The 19,334-nt window shown below is 47.3% G+C and carries 15 protein-coding genes; 7 read left to right on the top strand and 8 right to left on the bottom strand.

Going from position 1 to position 19,334, the window contains the following annotated elements; all coding sequences use genetic code 11:
- The first annotated feature begins 21 nt into the window (after positions 1-21).
- From ACJJI6_RS16095 to ACJJI6_RS16065, 7 genes are all read left to right on the top strand, one after another.
- Entirely contained in the window at positions 22-3,816 is a 3,795-nt protein-coding gene (locus ACJJI6_RS16095) for a nitrate reductase subunit alpha (RefSeq protein ID WP_444906697.1), read from the top strand.
- Between the two features lie 2 nt (positions 3,817-3,818).
- Positions 3,819-5,366 carry a nitrate reductase subunit beta gene (gene narH / locus ACJJI6_RS16090; protein WP_282930424.1) on the top strand — a complete coding sequence of 516 codons (1,548 nt, stop codon included), beginning with the start codon at positions 3,819-3,821 and terminating at the stop codon, positions 5,364-5,366.
- A gap of 19 nt (positions 5,367-5,385) precedes the next feature.
- Positions 5,386-6,108, top strand: coding sequence for a nitrate reductase molybdenum cofactor assembly chaperone (gene narJ, locus ACJJI6_RS16085; protein ID WP_475711215.1), 723 nt, complete (start codon positions 5,386-5,388; stop codon positions 6,106-6,108).
- A gap of 4 nt (positions 6,109-6,112) precedes the next feature.
- Positions 6,113-6,802 carry a respiratory nitrate reductase subunit gamma gene (gene narI / locus ACJJI6_RS16080; protein WP_282930422.1) on the top strand — a complete coding sequence of 230 codons (690 nt, stop codon included), beginning with the start codon at positions 6,113-6,115 and terminating at the stop codon, positions 6,800-6,802.
- 54 nt (positions 6,803-6,856) lie between these two features.
- The gene (locus ACJJI6_RS16075) at positions 6,857-7,681 is read left to right on the top strand and encodes a peptidylprolyl isomerase (protein WP_282930421.1); all 825 of its coding nucleotides are present in this window, start codon (positions 6,857-6,859) and stop codon (positions 7,679-7,681) included.
- Between the two features lies 1 nt (position 7,682).
- Entirely contained in the window at positions 7,683-8,330 is a 648-nt protein-coding gene (gene can, locus ACJJI6_RS16070; protein ID WP_282930420.1) for a carbonate dehydratase, read from the top strand.
- 1,133 nt (positions 8,331-9,463) lie between these two features.
- On the top strand, positions 9,464-9,928 hold the full coding sequence (locus ACJJI6_RS16065; RefSeq protein ID WP_475711213.1) for a PraA/PraB family alkane oxidation protein activator: 465 nt from the start codon (positions 9,464-9,466) through the stop codon (positions 9,926-9,928).
- A gap of 521 nt (positions 9,929-10,449) precedes the next feature.
- Here ACJJI6_RS16065 and ACJJI6_RS16060 read toward each other — a convergent pair.
- The 8 genes from ACJJI6_RS16060 to ACJJI6_RS16025 form a co-directional block, all read right to left on the bottom strand.
- Positions 10,450-13,536 carry a TonB-dependent receptor gene (locus ACJJI6_RS16060; RefSeq protein WP_475711212.1) on the bottom strand — a complete coding sequence of 1,029 codons (3,087 nt, stop codon included), beginning with the start codon at positions 13,534-13,536 and terminating at the stop codon, positions 10,450-10,452.
- A gap of 724 nt (positions 13,537-14,260) precedes the next feature.
- The gene (locus tag ACJJI6_RS16055; RefSeq protein WP_475711211.1) at positions 14,261-14,791 is read right to left on the bottom strand and encodes a hypothetical protein; all 531 of its coding nucleotides are present in this window, start codon (positions 14,789-14,791) and stop codon (positions 14,261-14,263) included.
- A 194-nt stretch (positions 14,792-14,985) separates the two neighbouring features.
- Positions 14,986-15,390 (bottom strand): hypothetical protein, encoded by a 405-nt coding sequence (locus ACJJI6_RS16050; protein ID WP_475711210.1) that lies wholly within the window; start codon positions 15,388-15,390, stop codon positions 14,986-14,988.
- A gap of 42 nt (positions 15,391-15,432) precedes the next feature.
- Positions 15,433-15,762 carry an energy transducer TonB gene (locus ACJJI6_RS16045; protein ID WP_475711208.1) on the bottom strand — a complete coding sequence of 110 codons (330 nt, stop codon included), beginning with the start codon at positions 15,760-15,762 and terminating at the stop codon, positions 15,433-15,435.
- Between the two features lie 536 nt (positions 15,763-16,298).
- Complete coding sequence (locus ACJJI6_RS16040) at positions 16,299-16,595, bottom strand: hypothetical protein (RefSeq protein WP_475711206.1); 297 nt, start codon at positions 16,593-16,595, stop codon at positions 16,299-16,301.
- 357 nt (positions 16,596-16,952) lie between these two features.
- Positions 16,953-17,459, bottom strand: coding sequence for an HD domain-containing protein (locus ACJJI6_RS16035; RefSeq protein ID WP_475711205.1), 507 nt, complete (start codon positions 17,457-17,459; stop codon positions 16,953-16,955).
- Positions 17,460-17,707: 248 nt separating this feature from the next.
- A complete protein-coding gene (locus tag ACJJI6_RS16030) occupies positions 17,708-18,124 on the bottom strand; it encodes a hypothetical protein (protein ID WP_444926398.1) in 417 nt (138 codons plus the stop codon).
- An 8-nt stretch (positions 18,125-18,132) separates the two neighbouring features.
- A complete protein-coding gene (locus ACJJI6_RS16025) occupies positions 18,133-18,825 on the bottom strand; it encodes a hypothetical protein (RefSeq protein WP_475711204.1) in 693 nt (230 codons plus the stop codon).
- Between the last annotated feature and the right edge of the window lie 509 nt (positions 18,826-19,334).

Genomic DNA, 19,334 nt, shown 5'->3' with positions numbered 1-19,334 from the left:
GTAAACCGATGCTTTAACCGCATGCCGATGCCCTGGGAGTACCGCATGAGCCATTTCCTGGACCGACTGAAATATCTGAAGAAACAAAAAGAGCCCTTTTCCGGAGGACACGGGGAAAAGACGAATGACGACCGCAGCTGGGAAGATGGCTACCGTCGTCGCTGGCAGTTCGACAAGATTGTGCGCTCCACTCACGGGGTGAACTGTACCGGCTCTTGCAGCTGGAAGATCTACGTCAAAGACGGCCTGGTCACATGGGAAACCCAGCAGACCGACTACCCGCGCACCCGCCCGGACCTGCCCAACCACGAGCCTCGTGGCTGCCCCCGTGGTGCCAGCTACTCCTGGTATATGTACTCGGCCAACCGCCTCAAGTACCCGAAGATCCGCAAACGTCTGGTAAAACTCTGGCGCGAAGCCAAGTTGAGACACAGCGATCCGGTGGAGGCCTGGGCCAGTATTGTCGAAGACCCGGCCAAGGCGCAGTCCTACAAAGAGCGCCGCGGTATGGGCGGCTTTGTGCGGATCAAGTGGGATGAAGTTAACGAGCTGATTGCCGCTTCCAACGTCTACACCACAAAGAAATACGGTCCCGACCGGGTGACCGGCTTCTCGCCGATTCCCGCCATGTCCATGGTGTCCTACGCCGCTGGTGCCCGTTATCTGTCTCTGATCGGCGGCAACTGCCTGAGTTTCTACGACTGGTACTGTGACCTGCCGCCCGCCTCACCGCAGGTTTGGGGTGAGCAAACCGACGTGCCGGAGTCCGCCGACTGGTACAACTCCAACTACTTGATCGTATGGGGCTCCAATGTGCCTCAAACCCGTACCCCGGATGCGCATTTCCTCAGTGAAGTACGTTACAAGGGTGCCAAGACCTGTGTGGTCACTCCTGACTACTCAGAGTGCTCCAAGTTTGGCGACACCTGGCTGGCACCGCGCCAGGGTACCGATGCGGCTCTGGCGATGGCCTTTGGCCATGTGATCCTGAAAGAATTCCACGTCGACAAACCTAGCGCCTACTTCACCGAGTATGTGCGCACCACCACCGATATGCCGATGCTGGTGACCCTGGAAGAGCGCGACGGCAAGCTGGTACAGGGCCGATTCCTGCGCGCCTCTGACCTGGCGGACAACCTCGGCCAGGATAACAACCCGGAATGGAAAACTATCGGTGTTAATCACGATGGCCAGCTGGTTTCCCCTCAGGGCTCCATGGGTTATCGCTGGGGAGAGCCCTCAGCGAAAGAAGGCCGTGGCAAATGGAATATTGAGCAGCGCGATGGTCGCAGTGGCGAAGAGTTGGAGCTGAAGCTCAGCCTTAAAGACTGCGCTGATGAAATCGCCCAGGTCGCCTTTCCTTATTTCGGAGGCCAGACCCACGAGCACAATTACTTCCAGCACACCGAACACGATGAAGTAATCGACTACAAGGTGCCGGTGAAGCTTGTTCAAAACAAAGATGGCGAGATTCTAAAAGTAGCCAGCGTCTATGACCTGACCCTGGCGAACTACGGTGTTGAGCACGGTCTCGACGACCCCAACTGTGCTCAGAGCTACGACGAAGACAAGCCCTACACCCCCGCCTGGCAGGAAAAGGTGACCGGTTGTCGTCGTGAGAATGTCATCCAGGTAGCCCGTGAGTTTGCCAACACCGCCGACAAGACCCGTGGACGCTCCATGGTAATTCTGGGAGCGGGTCTCAATCACTGGTACCACATGGATATGAACTACCGCGGGATCATCAATATGCTGATGATGTGCGGTTGTATCGGCCAGAGCGGCGGTGGTTGGGCCCACTATGTGGGACAGGAAAAACTGCGTCCGCAGACCGGTTGGACCCCACTCGCGTTCGGTCTCGACTGGCAGCGTCCACCGCGCCATATGAACGGCACCTCCTTCTTCTATAACCACGCCAGCCAATGGCGCTATGAGAAGCTGGAGATGGATGAAGTGGTTTCGCCGCTGGCCGACAAGAGCAAGTGGCAGGCTTCCATCATCGACTACAACAGCCGCGCCGAGCGCATGGGCTGGTTGCCCTCCGCGCCGCAGCTGGGGATCAACCCTCTGCAACTGACTAAAGATGCCGCCGCCGCCGGTATGTCTGCCAAAGACTACACGGTGCAGCAGCTCAAGCGCGGTGCGCTCAAATTCGCCAACCAGGACCCGGATAACCCGCAGAACTTCCCGCGCAATATGTTTATCTGGCGCTCCAACCTGCTCGGCTCCTCTGGTAAGGGCCACGAGTACATGCTGCGCCACCTGCTCGGTACCAAGCACGGTTTGATGGGCAAAGACCTGGGTGAAGAGGGAGGCAAAAAACCAGAAGACGTGGCCTGGCATGACGCCCCCAGCGAGGGCAAAGTGGATCTGCTGGTGACACTGGACTTCCGTATGTCCACCACTTGTCTCTACTCCGATATCGTATTGCCGACGGCCACCTGGTATGAGAAGGACGACCTCAACACCTCAGACATGCACCCCTTTATTCACCCGCTCACCAAGGCGGTGGACCCGGCCTGGGAAGCGCGAAGTGACTGGGAAATTTTCAAAGGCATAGCGAAGGAATTCTCCAACCTGACCGATGGCCACCTGGGGGTGGAAAAGGATCTGGTGACTCTGCCGATCCACCACGATACCCCCGGAGAAATCGCCCAGCCGTTCGGTGTACAGGCTTGGTGGAAAGGCGAGTGCGACCTGATCCCCGGCGTTACCGCGCCGAGCATGATTGAGGTGGAACGCGACTACCCCAACACCTACAACCGCTTTACCTCTATCGGCCCGCTGCTGGAGAAACTCGGCAACGGCGGTAAGGGCATCAGCTGGAATACTGATGACGAGGTGGACTTCCTCAAAAAGCTCAATCGCACTTGGAAAGATGAGACTGCTCGCGATGGCCGCGCCCGTATCGACAGTGCGGTAGATGCTGCGGAGATGATCCTGTCACTGGCCCCTGAAACCAACGGCCAGGTAGCCGTGAAGGCCTGGGAAGCCCTCGGTGAGATTACCGGTCGCGATCACACCCATTTGGCCAAGCCCAAGGAAGACGAAAAAATTCGCTTTGCCGATATCGTGGCGCAGCCTCGCAAGATTATCTCCTCGCCCACTTGGTCTGGCCTGGAAGATGAGCATGTGAGCTACAACGCCGGCTACACCAATGTGCACGAGTTGATCCCCTGGCGCACCATCACCGGCCGCCAGCAGTTCTACCAGGATCACGAGTGGATGCGTGACTTCGGCGAGAACATGTGTGTGTACAAGCCGCCGATCAACCTGAAAACCGTGCAACCGGTGTTGAACCAGAAGCCCAACGGTAACAAGGAGATCCTGCTGAACTGGATCACCCCGCACCAAAAGTGGGGCATCCACAGCACCTACTCCGACAACCTGCTGATGCTCACCCTGTCCCGTGGTGGACCCATCGTTTGGATGAGTGAGTACGACGCCAAGTTGGCAGGTATTGAAGACAACGACTGGATCGAAATCTTCAACGTCAACGGCGCCATTGCTGCCCGCGCAGTGGTATCTCAACGAGTGCCCGATGGTATGGCGATGATGTATCACGCCCAGGAGCGCATCGTGAATACACCGGGAGCGGAAACTACAGGCACCCGGGGCGGTATCCACAACTCCGTAACCCGCGCAGTGATGAAACCCACCCACATGATCGGTGGATACGCCCAGCAGTCCTACGGCTTTAACTACTACGGCACTGTGGGCTGTAACCGCGACGAGTTTGTGGTGGTGAGAAAAATGAACAAGGTCGATTGGCTGGATGGCGAAGATGTCAAAGAGCCGACGCGAGAGGAGGTGTAGCAATGAAAGTTAGAGCCCAGATAGGCATGGTGCTGAACCTCGATAAATGTATCGGCTGTCACACCTGCTCGGTGACCTGTAAAAATGTGTGGACCTCCCGCGAGGGGGTTGAATACGCCTGGTTCAATAACGTCGAAACCAAACCCGGTGTTGGCTACCCCAAAGAGTGGGAGAACCAGGACAAATGGAACGGCGGCTGGACCCGCAAGAAGAACGGTAAATTACAGCCGAAGATCGGTGGCAAGCACCGCGTACTAGCCAACCTGTTTGGCAACCCGGATATGCCGGAGATCGACGACTACTACGAGCCGTTCGATTTCGACTACCAGAACCTGCACAAAGCACCGGAGCAGAAGCACCAGCCGGTAGCCCGCCCGCGCTCGCTGATTACTGGCGAGCGTATGGAAAAAATCGAATGGGGCCCCAACTGGGAAGAGATTCTCGGCACCGAATTCGAGAAGCGTAAAAAGGACAAAAACTTCGAGCAGGTGCAGGCCGACATTTACGGTGAATTTGAAAACACCTTCATGATGTACCTGCCGCGCCTGTGCGAACACTGCCTCAACCCAGCCTGTGTTTCTGCGTGCCCCAGCGGTGCCATCTACAAGCGAGAAGAGGACGGCATTGTTCTGATCGATCAGGACAAATGTCGCGGCTGGCGCATGTGCGTATCCGCCTGCCCCTACAAGAAGATTTACTACAACTGGAAAACCGGTAAATCTGAGAAGTGTATCTTCTGTTACCCACGTATCGAGGCGGGTCAGCCAACCATCTGCTCCGAGACCTGTGTGGGCCGTATCCGCTACCTGGGCGTACTGCTCTATGACGCAGACCGCATCGAGGAAGCCGCTTCTGTAGAAGACGAAAAAGCGCTCTACCAGGCCCAGTGCGATATCTTCCTCGACCCCAGCGATCCGAAGGTCCAGGAAGCTGCCCGCGCCGAAGGTATCCCCGAAGCCTGGCTCGAAGCTGCGCAAAAATCTCCGGTGTACAAGATGGCTATCGACTGGCAGATCGCCCTGCCGCTGCACCCGGAATACCGCACCTTGCCCATGGTTTGGTACGTGCCACCCCTGTCTCCGATCCAGAACGCAGTACAGGCCGGCCAAGTGGAAACCGTTACCGTGGGTCGCGGCGCCGAGATCCCCGATCTCTCCACCCTGCGTATCCCGCTGCAATACCTGGCCAACCTGCTCACCGCCGGCGACGAGAAGCCAGTGGCCCGTGCCCTGGAACGCATGATTGTGATGCGCGCCTATATGCGCGGCATCCATGTGGACGGTATTCAGGAGCGCGAATTGCTGGAAGAGGCTGGCCTGACCGTAGCCCAGGTAGAAGAGATGTATCGCTACATGGCACTGGCCAATTACGAGGATCGCTTCGTGGTGCCCTCAAGCCATAAGGCCTACGCCGAAAACGCCTACGACATGAAGTCCTCTTGTGGTTTCAGCTTCGGCAACGGCTGTAGCACCGGCAACGACAGCACCAATATTTTCGGTGGCAAGCAGCACGCAGTGCGCGAAGTAATACCCGCCAAAGTAGTCGACTAAGGTCGAGCGGAGAATACCGATGAAAGTACTAAACCTGATCGCCCGCCTGCTGGATTACCCGTCCGATGAGCTGGTGGCGCACCTGGATGAGCTGACCAGCTGGTTGGCTGAATCAGAGGATCTGGATGCTCCGTTGCGCGACAAGCTGCTGGCATTTATCTCTCATTACGAGCGTATGGATGCGCTCGATTGGCAGAGCGAATACGACGGTTTGTTCGAGCGCGGCCGCGCTGTATCCCTGCATATCTTCGAGCATATCCACGGCGAATCCCGTGATCGTGGCCAAGCCATGGTAGACCTGACCGCGCGCTATCGCAGCGCCGGCCTTGAGCTGAATGAGCGCGAACTGCCGGATTACCTGCCCACCTACTTAGAGTTCTGTGCCACCCAGGGGGACGCAGCCTACGGCTGGGTTCACGATATTACCCATGTGATTGCCCTGTTGAGCGCGCGCTTGTCCAAGCGTGAGAGTCCCTACCACCTGTTGATGGATGCGCTCTTGCAGATGGCAGGGGTATATGTCGATCTGACAGCACTCAAGGAAGAAGTCGCCAACGAAGAACGTGACGATACCCCCGAGGCGCTGGACAAGATCTGGGAGGAAGAGGCCGTTAGCTTTAGCGGCGCCAACAATTGCGACCAGTCAATAACGCGGCCCAGCAATGCGCAGCTGCGCGACGGCCAGCCCCTCAACTGGGCCAACGCCGCGCAGAATTCTGCCCAGCCCGCACCACAGGAGTAACAAGATGAACTATCTGAATACGCTGCTCTTCGCCATCTACCCCTTTGTCGCCCTCACGGTATTTTTGGTGGGTAGCTTGATCCGCTACGACCGGGATCAGTACACCTGGCGCACCGGCTCCAGTCAGCTGCTGGAGCGCAAGCAATTGCGCATCGGCAGTTACCTGTTCCATATCGGGGTGATCGCTATTCTCGCGGGCCATTTTGTCGGCCTACTCACACCCAAGGCAGTGTGGCACTTCCTCGGCATTGAAGCTTCCACCAAACAGATGATGGCAATGGGGATCGGTGGTTTCTTCGGGGTGATCTGCTTTATCGGTCTCACCATTCTGGTGAAGCGCCGCCTCACCAACAAGCGCGTACGCGCCACCACTTCCAAAATGGACTTGGCCATACTGCTGATGCTCTACGCGCAATTGATCCTCGGCCTGATCAGTATTGTGGTATCTGCCGGCCATATGGACGGTGCTGAAATGCTCAAACTGATGGCTTGGGCTCAGTCCATTGTCACGCTAGATGGTGCCGGTGCAGCTGCTGCAATCAGCGGAGTGAACATCATTTACAAGCTGCATATTTTCCTCGGCATGACCCTGTTCCTGCTGTTCCCCTTCAGCCGCCTGGTACACGTATGGAGTGTTCCGGTGCAGTACTTCCGCCGCAATTACCAGGTAGTCCGCGCCAAAGCCGCGCGCTAATCCCTGCAACTATTAAATGGCCCGCCATGAGCGGGCCCAGTGTGGAGTTGAGTCATGAATACATTACTGGCCACTGATGCTGCCGGCGGCGAATTTGAGATGGCCGAGGTAGTGGCCGTTAACGGAACTGAAATCCCCGCCGACCTGATCTACCAAGAGATGCAGTACCAGCCTGCCGATTCTCCGCGTCAGGCGATCTACTGCGCCGCGCGCGCTCTGGTTATCGGCTGGCTGCTACGAGATCGAGCTGCAGGGCAGGGCCTCTGCGCTGCTGACGAAGACTTGCACAGTGAGGCTTTCGATCGCGCAGTCTCAGATCTATTAAAAGGCGAGCTACAGGTGAACCCGGCAACCGATGCCGAGTGCCGCGCTTACTTCGAAGCCCACCCGTATAAGTTCCGCTCCGATCCCCTCGCAGAAGTGCGCCATATCCTGATCCCGGCCGCACCGGATGACTCCGAGGCCTGCGCCAAGGCACGCACCGCAGCCGAGAATATGCTGGAACAGATTCGCGCCGACTCCAATCCGCTGCAATCTTTCGCTCGTTTGGCCCAATCCCACTCAGCCTGCTCCTCCTCCGAAGCCGGTGGTAGCCTCGGTCAGGTAGGGCGCGGTGATACCGTCGCCTCCTTCGAGCGCGCAGTGTTCGAGCAGGGCACCGGATTGGTAGCGGAACCCGTGGAGACTCCCTACGGTGTGCACCTGATTTATGTAGAGCAATGCGAACCGGGCCGCCCATTGGAATACGAGTATGTCTCGGAGCGCATCGAGGAATACCTGACCGAAAAACGCCGCCGCCAGATGACCAGCGACTACCTGCAAAAAATGGTGCAGGCCGCGCAAATCTCTGGGCTGGATTTATCGGGGGAGGCCCACTGAGGTGGCAGAAATTCGCCAGCTGTTTGCACGCAATCGCGCCTGGGCGGAGGATAGGACGGCACAGGACCCGGAGTTTTTCCAACGCCTGAGCCGCCTGCAAGTACCCAAGTATTTATGGATCGGCTGCTCCGATTCCCGCGTGCCCGCCAACGAGATTGTGGGCATGGCACCGGGGGAGCTGTTCGTTCACCGCAATATTGCCAACGTGGTGGTACACACAGACTTTAATTGCCTCTCGGTGCTGCAATACGCAGTGGAAGTACTCAAGGTTGAACACGTGGTGGTGTGTGGCCACTATGGTTGCGGCGGAGTACAGGCCGCCATGGGCCACAGCGAATGTGGCCTGGTGGATAACTGGCTGCGCCATATAAAGGATGTCTACGCCCGCCACCGGCAAGAGCTGGAATCCCTCGATAAAGAATCCCGCTCAGCGCGCCTTTGTGAATTAAATGTAATGGCGCAGGTACAAAATCTGGCCATGACCAAAATAGTCCAGCACGCCTGGGACCGAGGCCAACGCCTCAGCCTGCACGGCTGGATCTATGATATTCGCGATGGCCTGATTAGAGATCTGGGAATGCGGATGGATGATCGCGGCCAGGTGCCGGAGATTTATCATGTTTATGGTGAAGTGCAGGAGGAGGGGTGAGTTTATAACTGCTTTATTCCCTTCGAGACCATAAGTATAAATAGCGCAGTTGCGTTTAAATATTTTTAGAAATGCAGCGTTTGATTCCACTTCGCTTCTGCTAAAGCCGACGGCTATCAGCATCAGGTGGGGCGGAGCGATACCGCCTTGTCTTTCCAAGCTGCAAAGAGGGTAATCATAAATACCGTTATCCTCAATCACATGTTCGACTCATGCTTATCTTTATTTCTTCTAATTCCCAATACTGCACTGAGTGCAAGGCACAGCGACTAAATCCCTAATATGATAAATAGAGAGCGGTTTATTACTGACAGGGCCCTCAAATAGCAGAACTTCCCAAGCTGCGAAATAAAGCCAACGCACACAAGATACTGGCGTAATAAGAGTTAGAGATAGATTTTGGTGAGGAGATAATCTGTTGGCAAAAACAGAAGGCTAAACTCTAGAACGAGCGGAGCAACTTTTAGAAGTACAAAACCAAATTGATCATTTGAACATCAATTTGGATATGTGTGTCATACGCTAAAATCTATCTTTCTTCTACTCTGCGCTTGCCCTCCCCGTAGCACTCTGCTTTTCCTAAAAACGCTACTTTCTATGCCACTTTATCGCCTGAAGTCTATCTAAATTCGAACATCGATAGGAGACAAAAAGATTTATCTTAAAACCTTCGATTACTGAAAGCTCAATATTTAAAAAATATTCAAATTTAGTAACAAGAAATTAAAGATAAGCAGGCAAAGATAAAGAGTTTTGCGCCCCCCCCCCCCAGATTGTGACTTACTTATTATAAATAAATATATTTGCGAATAAATGGAAATCATTAAGTAATTTATTAATTCATAAAATTAATAAACACTTCCGATATTTATCCTCACGAAAAAAATATAACTAAAACTGGCATCAAATACCATGTTTATCAAAATTTGTATCCCTCCGAACTGACGGAGAAAAGCGTCTTATAGGAGTGGAGATAAGAGGACTTGGAAGTTGAATATTACTGCAGTTTAAGTGGGCCCAATTTTTTGCTTCTCCAGCGATGATTAATGTAGATGCATTACCCGTAAGGGATGAATACCCAGCGTATTCAAGCTTCTACCTATTCTAATTACTAAAAACAGGAAATAATGAACATGAAAAAGATCCTTACCGCGCTCGCCCTGGCAATTGTTAGCACCGGCGCAGCCGCTGACACCTGGTCTCCCCAAGGTACCATTGGCCTGGCCAATGTCGGTGATATAAAAGTATCTAAGGGTATAAACCTTACTTGTGGTCTATCTGGTAGTTCTACTACAAATTCATCTGGTAACGCCTCTGTGGGCAGCTTGTCACTGAATACTGGTTTCCTTTGTGGGTCAGTTAGCTTTACCAATCTGCCCTATACATTGGTAGGTAATGCAGGGAATACCGTTACCCTAAAAGATGTAACTGTTGCAGCTATTACCGGCAATTGTTTTGGTGATATTACCGGTAGTTTTAACCAATCTACCGGAGAAATTACTTTTAATGCCGCGGTACTCCCAAGCGTAGGTTTTGGTAGCGACTGCAAAATAACCGGTACTATCTCCACAAATCCCCAGGCATCTTTCGTGCCATAAGTAACCTTTAAAAGTCCAATATCTAAAGTAGAGTAGCCAGAAAGTACTGGCTACTCTACTTTGCCACATTTGTATATTCATAAAAAAACCAAGATATCTGTTTCTAAAGATCAATCATTATCTGCAAAAAAATTCTTATCCTCTTTTTTTAATATGCCTGCCATTAGTTGACCCGTTCGCTTCATTAACTCGGCACGTTAATAATTTACCAAATGTACAGATATATAGTTCTTGCCAAACTATTTGTCTATAGAATGTATAAACTTGCATTTCGGCTCAAAGTTACTTTAAGTCTTAATAAGAAGACAATGTAGGGAGACTAGGGTATTCCCAAAATAAAGTACAATTGGGAGGTGTGTGGCTAGCCCTAGCAAACAATCATCAACCGCCCGCTATACGATTGATCGATGATTTATATGAGTGAAAAGAAGAATAGAAATGGAGGTATTTTTAAACATAGCCAGTCTGAAACACCAGTAAGACACTATAGAACTATTAGTGTCTTACTGGAAATATAAAAATCAGAAACGCTTATTTAGACTAAAGCCTATAATACGCGGATCTAAGGTAAATACATTGGTAGTAAGGCCGGAATCATCACTATTGGTAAAGGCGCCTGTGATTGGCGCATCATCAAAGATATTCTTCACATACAACTGCATTTGCAATTGTGAAGTAGGATGGGTCAGGGTCGCTGACGCATTGAAGTTATCCCAGGCTTTTAAGCGGTCATACTCGGTATTATAAATCCGTGCATAACTTTCAGACTGTCGATAGTAATCGGCGCGTAAAGCTAATTCCCAATCTGCTAGGGGAATAACATGCTCCACTGCTAAATTAAACGTTAAATTAGGGGAGTTCGGTAGTTCATTGCCACTTAGATCAGCAGAAAAACCACGCCCGCCATTTGGGGCATCTGTTAGGGGGTTATATTGGGGCAAATTGTAACCGAAAAGAGCTAAAATTTGATCATATCTTAGGGGAGCTTCAATCGCATCAGAGTATGAGCCCCACTGCCTTGAGCCTGCACATAATGCCCATAAGGGTGTCATGAAAAACATAGGCTCCAAAGCAATAGCAGCTTCAACATACTCGACTGGGGCAATACAGTTGGAGGGTACCTGTAAGGAGGGCCGCAGAACGGTCCAATCTTCATTCCCCTGGGTACGATCCATGACATCTATGGATTCCTCCCCCTCCGCAACGCGGGTCCTCAGGTAACCCACATTCATATTAACCCTGGTATTATCCGTCATCTGCCAGGCGAGTTCCAATTCCAATCCCATACTTTCTGCATCAAAGTTTTCGTTTAATGCGATACGGTCAACAATCTGGGAAACCTGGTAGTCGGTATAGTCGTAATAGAAGGCAGTTGCGTTTAAGTTTAGGCGGCCATCCAGCAAAACATTCTTGGTGCCGAATTCAAGGGAATTTACGAATTCCGGCTCAAAAGTGTTGTCTAGTGGCTGATATTGAACCCGCGCAGGGTCAATCTCCGCCCGTGGTGGGTTGGAGCCGCCTCCTTTATAACCGTGAGCAAAAGAAACATAGAACATTGTATCATCGGTAAAGGGGGTATCTGTTCGCCAGTCCAGCACCGCTCGTCCGGTATACTCCTTCCAGCTTTGAGAAAACTTCTCCCCTTCAGGATATCCCATATGCGTATAGCCACCTGAGCTGTTACCTGGAACAGTAATACCATCTTCATGATACGTACCAAGTAATAACTGGCTGGATATAGGGGTGGTAGTTTTTTCGTCATCAGTATACCGGAGGCCTGTGGTAAGTTTTACATCGTCCGTGATTTGCCAATATGCCTCCCCAAATACAGCCCAGGAACGGGTATCTACTAAGTTACGACTGAGGAAGTAGTTGTGTCCCATTTCATCAATATTTTCCAGGGAATTAGGGTCGATATATATACAGTCTGACCCAACTAAATCTGTGGTGGGGTCAACGCAATTGATCGGAATATTATTGCCATCCTCATCTGTTCCCCGGCTGTAAACATATTCAGCAATCATGGTGAACATATTATTAAAGACAAAGTAGTCATCCTGGGTTTCAAAATTCAGGTAGTTCGCACCGAAGGAAAAATTCCAGGGCCCATCAAATGCAGTCTGCAACCGGAATTCCTGGCTCCACTGTTCATTATCGGAACGGCTGATATCAACTCCCAAAATACCGTCAGAAGGACCAAGTTGTGGGTCAGTATAAATGCCTCCGGGGGTGGGGCCCAATGACCACTGATCACCAATTTCTGCTAGGTCATTAAAGACCGCGCCAGTGGTAAACCGATTATAATCCTGTGAAGAATAGTAATCATCCTTAGCATAGGTAGACTGGGAGTAAAAGGTGAGGGTATCAGATAAAGCCCATTCAAAATTTAGCTGTACCAAGTCATTTTCTGCACGAAATACTGGGTCAAAACTAGTAGATATTTCACGTAAATCTCGCGACTGCTCTACACCGCTGTAGGGATCTTTCCAGTCTGATAAACTACCTCCAAAGAGGTATGGGTCAATCAGCCCCGCTGCTGAAAGTATATAGGCGAGTCCCGTTCCATTGGGTGCATCAAAAGCATCTGCGCTGTATAGTGAACCAGGCAAACAGCCCTGACTTGTCATACCTTTTGATAGACTTGTTGTCTCTGTGTTCCCGACCATGTCATCACCGGGGTCAGTAGTACAAAGCTGCTTACCAGTGCGGGATCGCTTGTCATCTTCATCAAAGTGTTGCCAAATCAAATTAGCATTAAACTTATCACTGGGAGTCCATTCAAAAATGGCACGCGTAGAATAGAGATCCCGGTCGTTAACATCATTCTTGGTATAAGTATTGTAATCAAAGCCATCCCGCTTGGTCATGGCTCCAGAAAAGCGGAAAGCCATAGTTTCACCGAGCGGTATATTCAACATACCCTTGGTACGCTTACTATTATAATTGCCCACTTCAACCTCAATCTCTGAGGCGAATTCATCCTCCGGCATGATTGGTAACATATTAACCACACCAGCGGTGGCGTTACGGCCATATAATGTGCCCTGAGGGCCACGCAGAACTTCTACCCTCTGTACATCAAAAAATTCCTGCTCAAACAGACGATTCCTGATTAAAGAAGCATTATTAAAACTTACTGCAACGGCAGGATCACTACTGGCAGAAATTGCCTGAGTTCCCACTCCTCGAATAGAGAAATTGTATGAGCTAAAGTTTGTTTTGGAGAAGTTAACATTGGGAACGGCTCGCAACAGTTCATTGCCCCCTTCGATCTTTAAAGCATCCATGTTATCCCCAGATAGCGCAGAGACTGCAATAGGAACATCCTGAATGCTTTCCTCAATTTTCTGTGCTGTAACCGTAACTTCTTCAATAGCCGAACCAGAATAGTTACTGGGCTTGTCCCCTTGCCCCTCCTGGGCAAATGCTGCCACAGATGCAGTATTTATTACCAAACAGGCAATCGCCACACTGTACCAGGGGGTTGAATAATCGCTTGAGTTTGCGGCGGGGATTGCTTGAGCAATCAAATTTTTTTGTTTACGAAGGCGCATCATCATACTGAGTTTCTCTCTCTTATGCTCACTATTATTTTTTTTCAAGGCCAAAACTGCCTTCCTTGGGGCCCAACCAGATTGAAGACGTAAAAAAATGATATTAGGGGGGGTAAAAAAGAGGTTAAAAGTTTAAAAATTTTACTTTTTCTAAGTAACGCACAAGAATTGGGCACAATTGAAGTCTGAGCGTTGAAAACCGTGCCTGAATGGTTAGTCAGTATCTATATAATTAGTTATAGAAATTGACTAGAGGTGAAACTCATAACAAGGCAAAAAAAGAAGAATGCACCGGAAAAAGGACCGCATAATAAATGAATAACGATTAAGATATTACCGGAATATCTATAGGTATATTTATACAAAGTTCCATTTAATTCAGTCTCAGAATTAAGTTCTGGTACTGTTAATACATAGATTCTATAAAAAATAATAAGAGTTGTGTTGTGAATCTAAACGGCTAACAGGTAAGCGAAAGGCTATGAATATAAGAAATGGTCTCAAGACAGCATAGGTAAGAATTATTATTGTTATTCGGTCTGAGAATTAAAATATAGATGGAGAGGGCCGATCCAAGAACCCCACACCGATACCCCTCTAAACATGATCGATCTGCAATTTCTACCCCCCGCCAGGGTAGAAACCGTACAAGGACATTCTAATTTTGTCACTTGTTTATTACATTGATCGCGATCATTGATATGTAACGCCTACACTAGCATTGCGAGACATTATAAGTCCCTGAAAAGTCAAACTAACCTGCTTGAGGTTATAAAGCCTACTCCCCACAGGTTGTTGACACATATCGATCTCCAGCCAAAGTCTGAACTTTAATGTAAGGCTTGGAGCCTATAGAAAGGAATTCTATTTTGCCACCATGATTAAGCCAGAGTTGATGTGATATGCTTTTTTCTAAATGTTCACCAATATTAAAAAAAGAACCATTTTTTGACAAAGTACAGTCCTTTTTATAGATCTTTAAGACGGGGTAGTTTTCTCTATACCAAAATTCAACATAGACAAATATCTCACCGTTATCTGACAGTGTTCCCTCTGAATATCCATGGTGCTCATAGGTTCTAGACCAAACGGGAACAAAATCTGGTCTAGGGAATGGATATTTAAAACCTTCGTAGACAGAAAGCGTCCAGTTATCTCTCCAGGGCTCTTGGGTAGTATGGTCTCTACTTATTAATGCAGTCCATTTCCGATTTTTTGAAGTAACAACATAGTCCTGCCAATCAGGTGGCTGATCGGCTGATAAATTTATAGAAATTATTAGCGCTATAAAAAGTATAACTATCTTCATGAATGGCTTGATAACCTTGCAATTAATGTGCGGAATTATGGTGCGAAGTACCAAAAGTATTAGTAAATACATCATTTACAAATTGGTGCCAGCATTCATCCTTAGCATAAGTGGCAATAATTCATGTAAGCGTTCTTGCTATTATGACTGGGATTTAACTTCTTAGGAGAGTAATACTCTCCTATCTAAAATAACTACCCTGAGTGCCGTCGCAAAGACCACAGAGAAGCAATTATCACTAATCCGCAAAAACCCAAATATATTATTTTACCGTTTAAATCTTCAACATCAACACACTGCCATTTTTCACATTGACGTACTATAAAAACATTTCTCGGATCACGCCAAAAAATGATAGATGCCACTGTTGCAAAAAATACTACTGGGTAGGATCTTACTTTGGGGGTAACTTCTGCCAAGAAGGCCGCAAGCCAAAAAGCGAAGAGTGAGGCTAAATATAACTTTAAGTGGCTCTCACCAGAAAAAATCAAGCTGGCGATTGTACTGAAAAAAGCACATAGCCCGATAAAGAAGCGGAGCCCACTCAATCTAGATAGCCCACCATCATCTTTGGCGAATTTGTAGCCGTATCTTTTCATAATTTATATAACTTACTTGTAAGTGACTTAATCATAAAATGGTCAGCCACTAAATACGAAGCTAAGCTTAGTTTTATATTTACACCAGCTACCCGACCAGTCTAACTTCCAACTTCTTACAGCTGTTAAAACAGATCGATCAAAAAATTTATCTGGCACTGATTCTACAATGTTTATCTCTTCTAACTCTCCATCCGGATTAAGCCGAGCGGTTAGAACTACCCATCCATCTACAGATTGTCGGTTCTCTCGGATTGGATAACTAGGGTCATATTCTTCAATTCGTTGAAGTTGTTGGGGGCAATTGGTAATCTCTTCAGAATAGCTAAATGTAGCGAAAAAAAGCAATATAAATAATGTGGCTATTCTCATAACGTATTGATTCCTTCTTGCCTTATCGGAATGAAACCGTCCTGCTTCAGTATGGCGAAAAGAGTATACACAATCGGATACAGGAACTCGCTATGCTACCGAACTTCGAAAATATATAGTTTTTTAGGCTCGCCTTCAATTGGGACCCAAACTTCTTTCACGCTCTTAAAATCCAATACTAAATCTGCTTCTTCTAGAATCTTTTGAGCATATAGGGAATCGTCCCAGTAAACTCCACCACATGCATAGTAATTGGGTGCTTCTTTTTCCGGTATATTTACTCAGAATTCGCCACTATTTGGCCTGCTAATTTCTAATTCATACTCTTTGAATATATTTGCAGAAATAAAATTCTTACCATCAATATTCATGATTTTAGGTAACAAAATTTCCTTTGGCTCTTGAGAAGTACAGCCACCAATGGTAAGGAAAATAAGAATCAGGAGTAGATATTTCATTTTTCTTTAGTTTAGGTCTGGTGTTAATAACTGATTAAGATTTAGCTATTCAATAGTGCCATTGTTTTGGAATTTCTATTAACTGCGTTCACTGAAGTCCCACCATGTTACTTTAGTGCCGGCGACAACAACAAACTTTATATGTTGGGTATCGGATTTATAAAGAAAGCTTGCTTGGCAACTGTTATTAGGATTATCTGTTGGAGTCAGATGCTTTACTGACCAACCTTTAGACTCAATATGTTTTACAACAAGCGATTTTTGGAACTCGTAATCTGTGCTGCAGGCTATGGGGGGTGAAAAGAGAAATGCCCCCCCAGCTAACAACACTGCAAAGCAACTAACAAACGTTGATATTTTAAGCAGCATTTTCATTGATACATATGACCTTTTACTTAGTCGCCCTTAGTAAGGAGCAACTCTCTTATAGCTTAGCGAAAAGGGCAAAGCAAGCAGGAATGTAAACTGTCAGATATCAGATCAGCATGCTACCTACGAACTAGCGTATTAAGCTGGATAGCAAACTAGAAATGATATTGTGCTCCAAGAGCGGCTGAGTAGGATGAATCAGCGGGGTCATTTAGAAGTCCTTTTATCATAAATCGTGTAGGAGTATTTTTGCTGAGATTGTATTATCAATTTATAAACTGTAAGTAAATTAACAATATTTTTACCTTGATGATCTTATACATCTCCCTGTGATCTTCAAAATCATCTCTCCTACTTACTGTGTTATAAGTTTTGTATTTCTTCTATTTCTGACCAAATTTTGTCACAGAGGTTTGGCCGATAGGCTGATCGACGAAAGACTTCATATTCTCCTCGATACATATTAAGAAAAGCTTTATCACCTGATCGAAGACAAGCTCTCATGTTAGCTAGGCGGTCAGCGGCCTTTACTAGTAAAGCAAGCTCTTCTGATCCCGATACCTTGGCCATTTTTTGATATGTTGCAGATTTTCTTATTTTCCTGGTTTCTCCCGGCTCATCACTGAGTATGCACACACACCTGGATACCAGCTCGCCAAATATATCTTCAATCTCTTTAGCTGTTACATTGGTATCCTCAATTACATCGTGAAGATATGCTACCACTTCGGCCTCTTCACCATACTCGCTAGCGATTTTAGCTACTTCATCAAGGTGAACCGAGTATGGGAAGCTACCATACTGCTGGTCCCCATGTGCCTGAATAGCAAAACTACGTGCTTTATTTCTCATATTCACCTTATCGCTCAATGAAATATATCTCCTAAAACTGGTTACGTTAAAATCAAATTTACAGAAGATTCTGATGATTCTGTCTTATCTCTTGGATAATGTACCCAACCATTAGAAACTTGTGATGGTCTAGAAATAGAGCTGATCTTAAACCGGATGAATATAGTCTTGCTATGATAAATAGAGTAGCTATCCAAATTCCATAGAAAGTAGTAATGCAAACAACAAATCTATGGGGTTCTGGGTTGCTACTCTAAATTACACAGCTATTTATTTTCATCGCTTAGGTCGATAACTTCTATTCTTACCCCTTTATCAACCATCTCGGATAAATGGAATTTACCGTTAGGTTGTTTTACTATGGATTTTTCAATATCACCAGATACAAATTCCCATAGCTCAGGGTTCAGTGCATTTGGCTTTGGTTTATAAACTTCCGCAGTGAAACCACGTTTTGGCTCATTTTCACGTAAAATAACGATATCACCCTTGTAATCTGGAGCTGTTATTATCGTTAATGTAGTTGTTTCAATCTTATCGCCGAATCCTTTTTTGTTCCACTCTCGTAAAACAACATCAACTTGAGCTTTGTCTAGTTTAACATCATCCGTTTCCGTGCTGGCACAGGTGAAGGATGACAATGTCATTAAAAATAGTAGTAGGATTTTTATAGGTTTTAGCATAAATATAATTACTTACAGTTGGTGGAAGTAATAGTTAAAAGGTTGTGTGTGTCTGGCGGTACAACGATAATTCCTGAGAGCCAGGGAAACATTTTTAATTGTGTCTTAGTATATAATCCATCGCCAGCTTCTTTTTCCCAGTGTGATTCGTACACAAACTCTTTTGAATAAAGCCATACATGCCTACCGCCACTTGACATTCCCAGACCAAATGGAATATTTGTAAACGTGTTGTAATCTGCGTCTTTTTTCTTTGTTAGATTCAAGTAAGTAGTTACTTTATTTTTACTCGGATTATAGTTAATAAGAGTATTGCTTATAGGCACACGACTGACACTATAAGTACAGCTTTTCTTTACCTGGTTGTAGTAGCTTGCAATATGTTCACCCAGACCATCGCTTGGGTGGTTAATATCAGGATTATAATATACTCCTTTCCAGTTATGAGTATTAATTAAGTATTTTGCTAACTCGGTACCTTTTTCTCCAAGTCCACCCACTCGCTTGCTGGAATTAAGCTTTCCAAGTTTCTCAAAACTATATTTAAGAACCCAAATTGCCATTGTTATACAATCGCTAGAAATATGATTTTTATATTTTGTGGGGTTACCAATTTTAAGCTGGCTACCAACATGATTGCTGTGATCATTCATAATAGAATTAATCTTGTCTACAGCATGCTGTGAAAATGTCTTTGTCATACCTAACTTCCCAGTTGTTATTATTGTGGAATTTCCTTATCGAGAACGATTTGATTAGATGACAATAGCTAATTAGGGTCAAGGAAGTGAAAATAGAGATCCTGTACTGCTGAGTTTGTTATAGTGTATTTTAGGCTGATAATATCGCTCTAAAAACGGAGCTACTTCACATATTCTATTTTTGATATTTATCAATCACCGACATAAATCATTAAGAATCAGAAAGTTAGTACGGTGAATAGTAGGTATACACTTGGAAGCCTTTTAACCTTGATGCTACTAACGCAAGAAATAACAAAGCATTACACAGAGTATAAGAAATACAAAAGTGGGGTGTGATAGATAATCTTCGCCCAAAGTTTTCTGTTAAATCATAGCGCGTGATCCATATTTGGAACTACACTTCTGCAAAGTGGACTATCGTACCGGGTATGCTTGGTATTAAGTGTTGGAGTAAACAGTCCCGCTATCTAAATATTGTAATATTATCTTGATGGCTTGCTGGATAC

The organism is Microbulbifer maximicatervae (SeqCode) (genome assembly GCF_056232625.1).
This window is presented reverse-complemented; position numbering and strand designations above follow the sequence as displayed.

Excerpts from the sequence above, each read along its gene's own strand:
- ACJJI6_RS16095 (WP_444906697.1), top strand. The coding sequence starts at position 22 with ATGCCGATGCCCTGGGAGTACCGCATGAGCCATTTCCTGGACCGACTG.
- ACJJI6_RS16025 (WP_475711204.1), bottom strand. The coding sequence starts at position 18,825 with ATGACAAAGACATTTTCACAGCATGCTGTAGACAAGATTAATTCTATT.
- narH (WP_282930424.1), top strand. The coding sequence starts at position 3,819 with ATGAAAGTTAGAGCCCAGATAGGCATGGTGCTGAACCTCGATAAATGT.
- ACJJI6_RS16050 (WP_475711210.1), bottom strand. The coding sequence starts at position 15,390 with ATGAAAAGATACGGCTACAAATTCGCCAAAGATGATGGTGGGCTATCT.
- narI (WP_282930422.1), top strand. The coding sequence starts at position 6,113 with ATGAACTATCTGAATACGCTGCTCTTCGCCATCTACCCCTTTGTCGCC.
- ACJJI6_RS16075 (WP_282930421.1), top strand. The coding sequence starts at position 6,857 with ATGAATACATTACTGGCCACTGATGCTGCCGGCGGCGAATTTGAGATG.
- ACJJI6_RS16055 (WP_475711211.1), bottom strand. The coding sequence starts at position 14,791 with ATGAAGATAGTTATACTTTTTATAGCGCTAATAATTTCTATAAATTTA.
- narJ (WP_475711215.1), top strand. The coding sequence starts at position 5,386 with ATGAAAGTACTAAACCTGATCGCCCGCCTGCTGGATTACCCGTCCGAT.
- ACJJI6_RS16040 (WP_475711206.1), bottom strand. The coding sequence starts at position 16,595 with ATGAAAATGCTGCTTAAAATATCAACGTTTGTTAGTTGCTTTGCAGTG.
- ACJJI6_RS16065 (WP_475711213.1), top strand. The coding sequence starts at position 9,464 with ATGAAAAAGATCCTTACCGCGCTCGCCCTGGCAATTGTTAGCACCGGC.
- ACJJI6_RS16030 (WP_444926398.1), bottom strand. The coding sequence starts at position 18,124 with ATGCTAAAACCTATAAAAATCCTACTACTATTTTTAATGACATTGTCA.
- ACJJI6_RS16045 (WP_475711208.1), bottom strand. The coding sequence starts at position 15,762 with ATGAGAATAGCCACATTATTTATATTGCTTTTTTTCGCTACATTTAGC.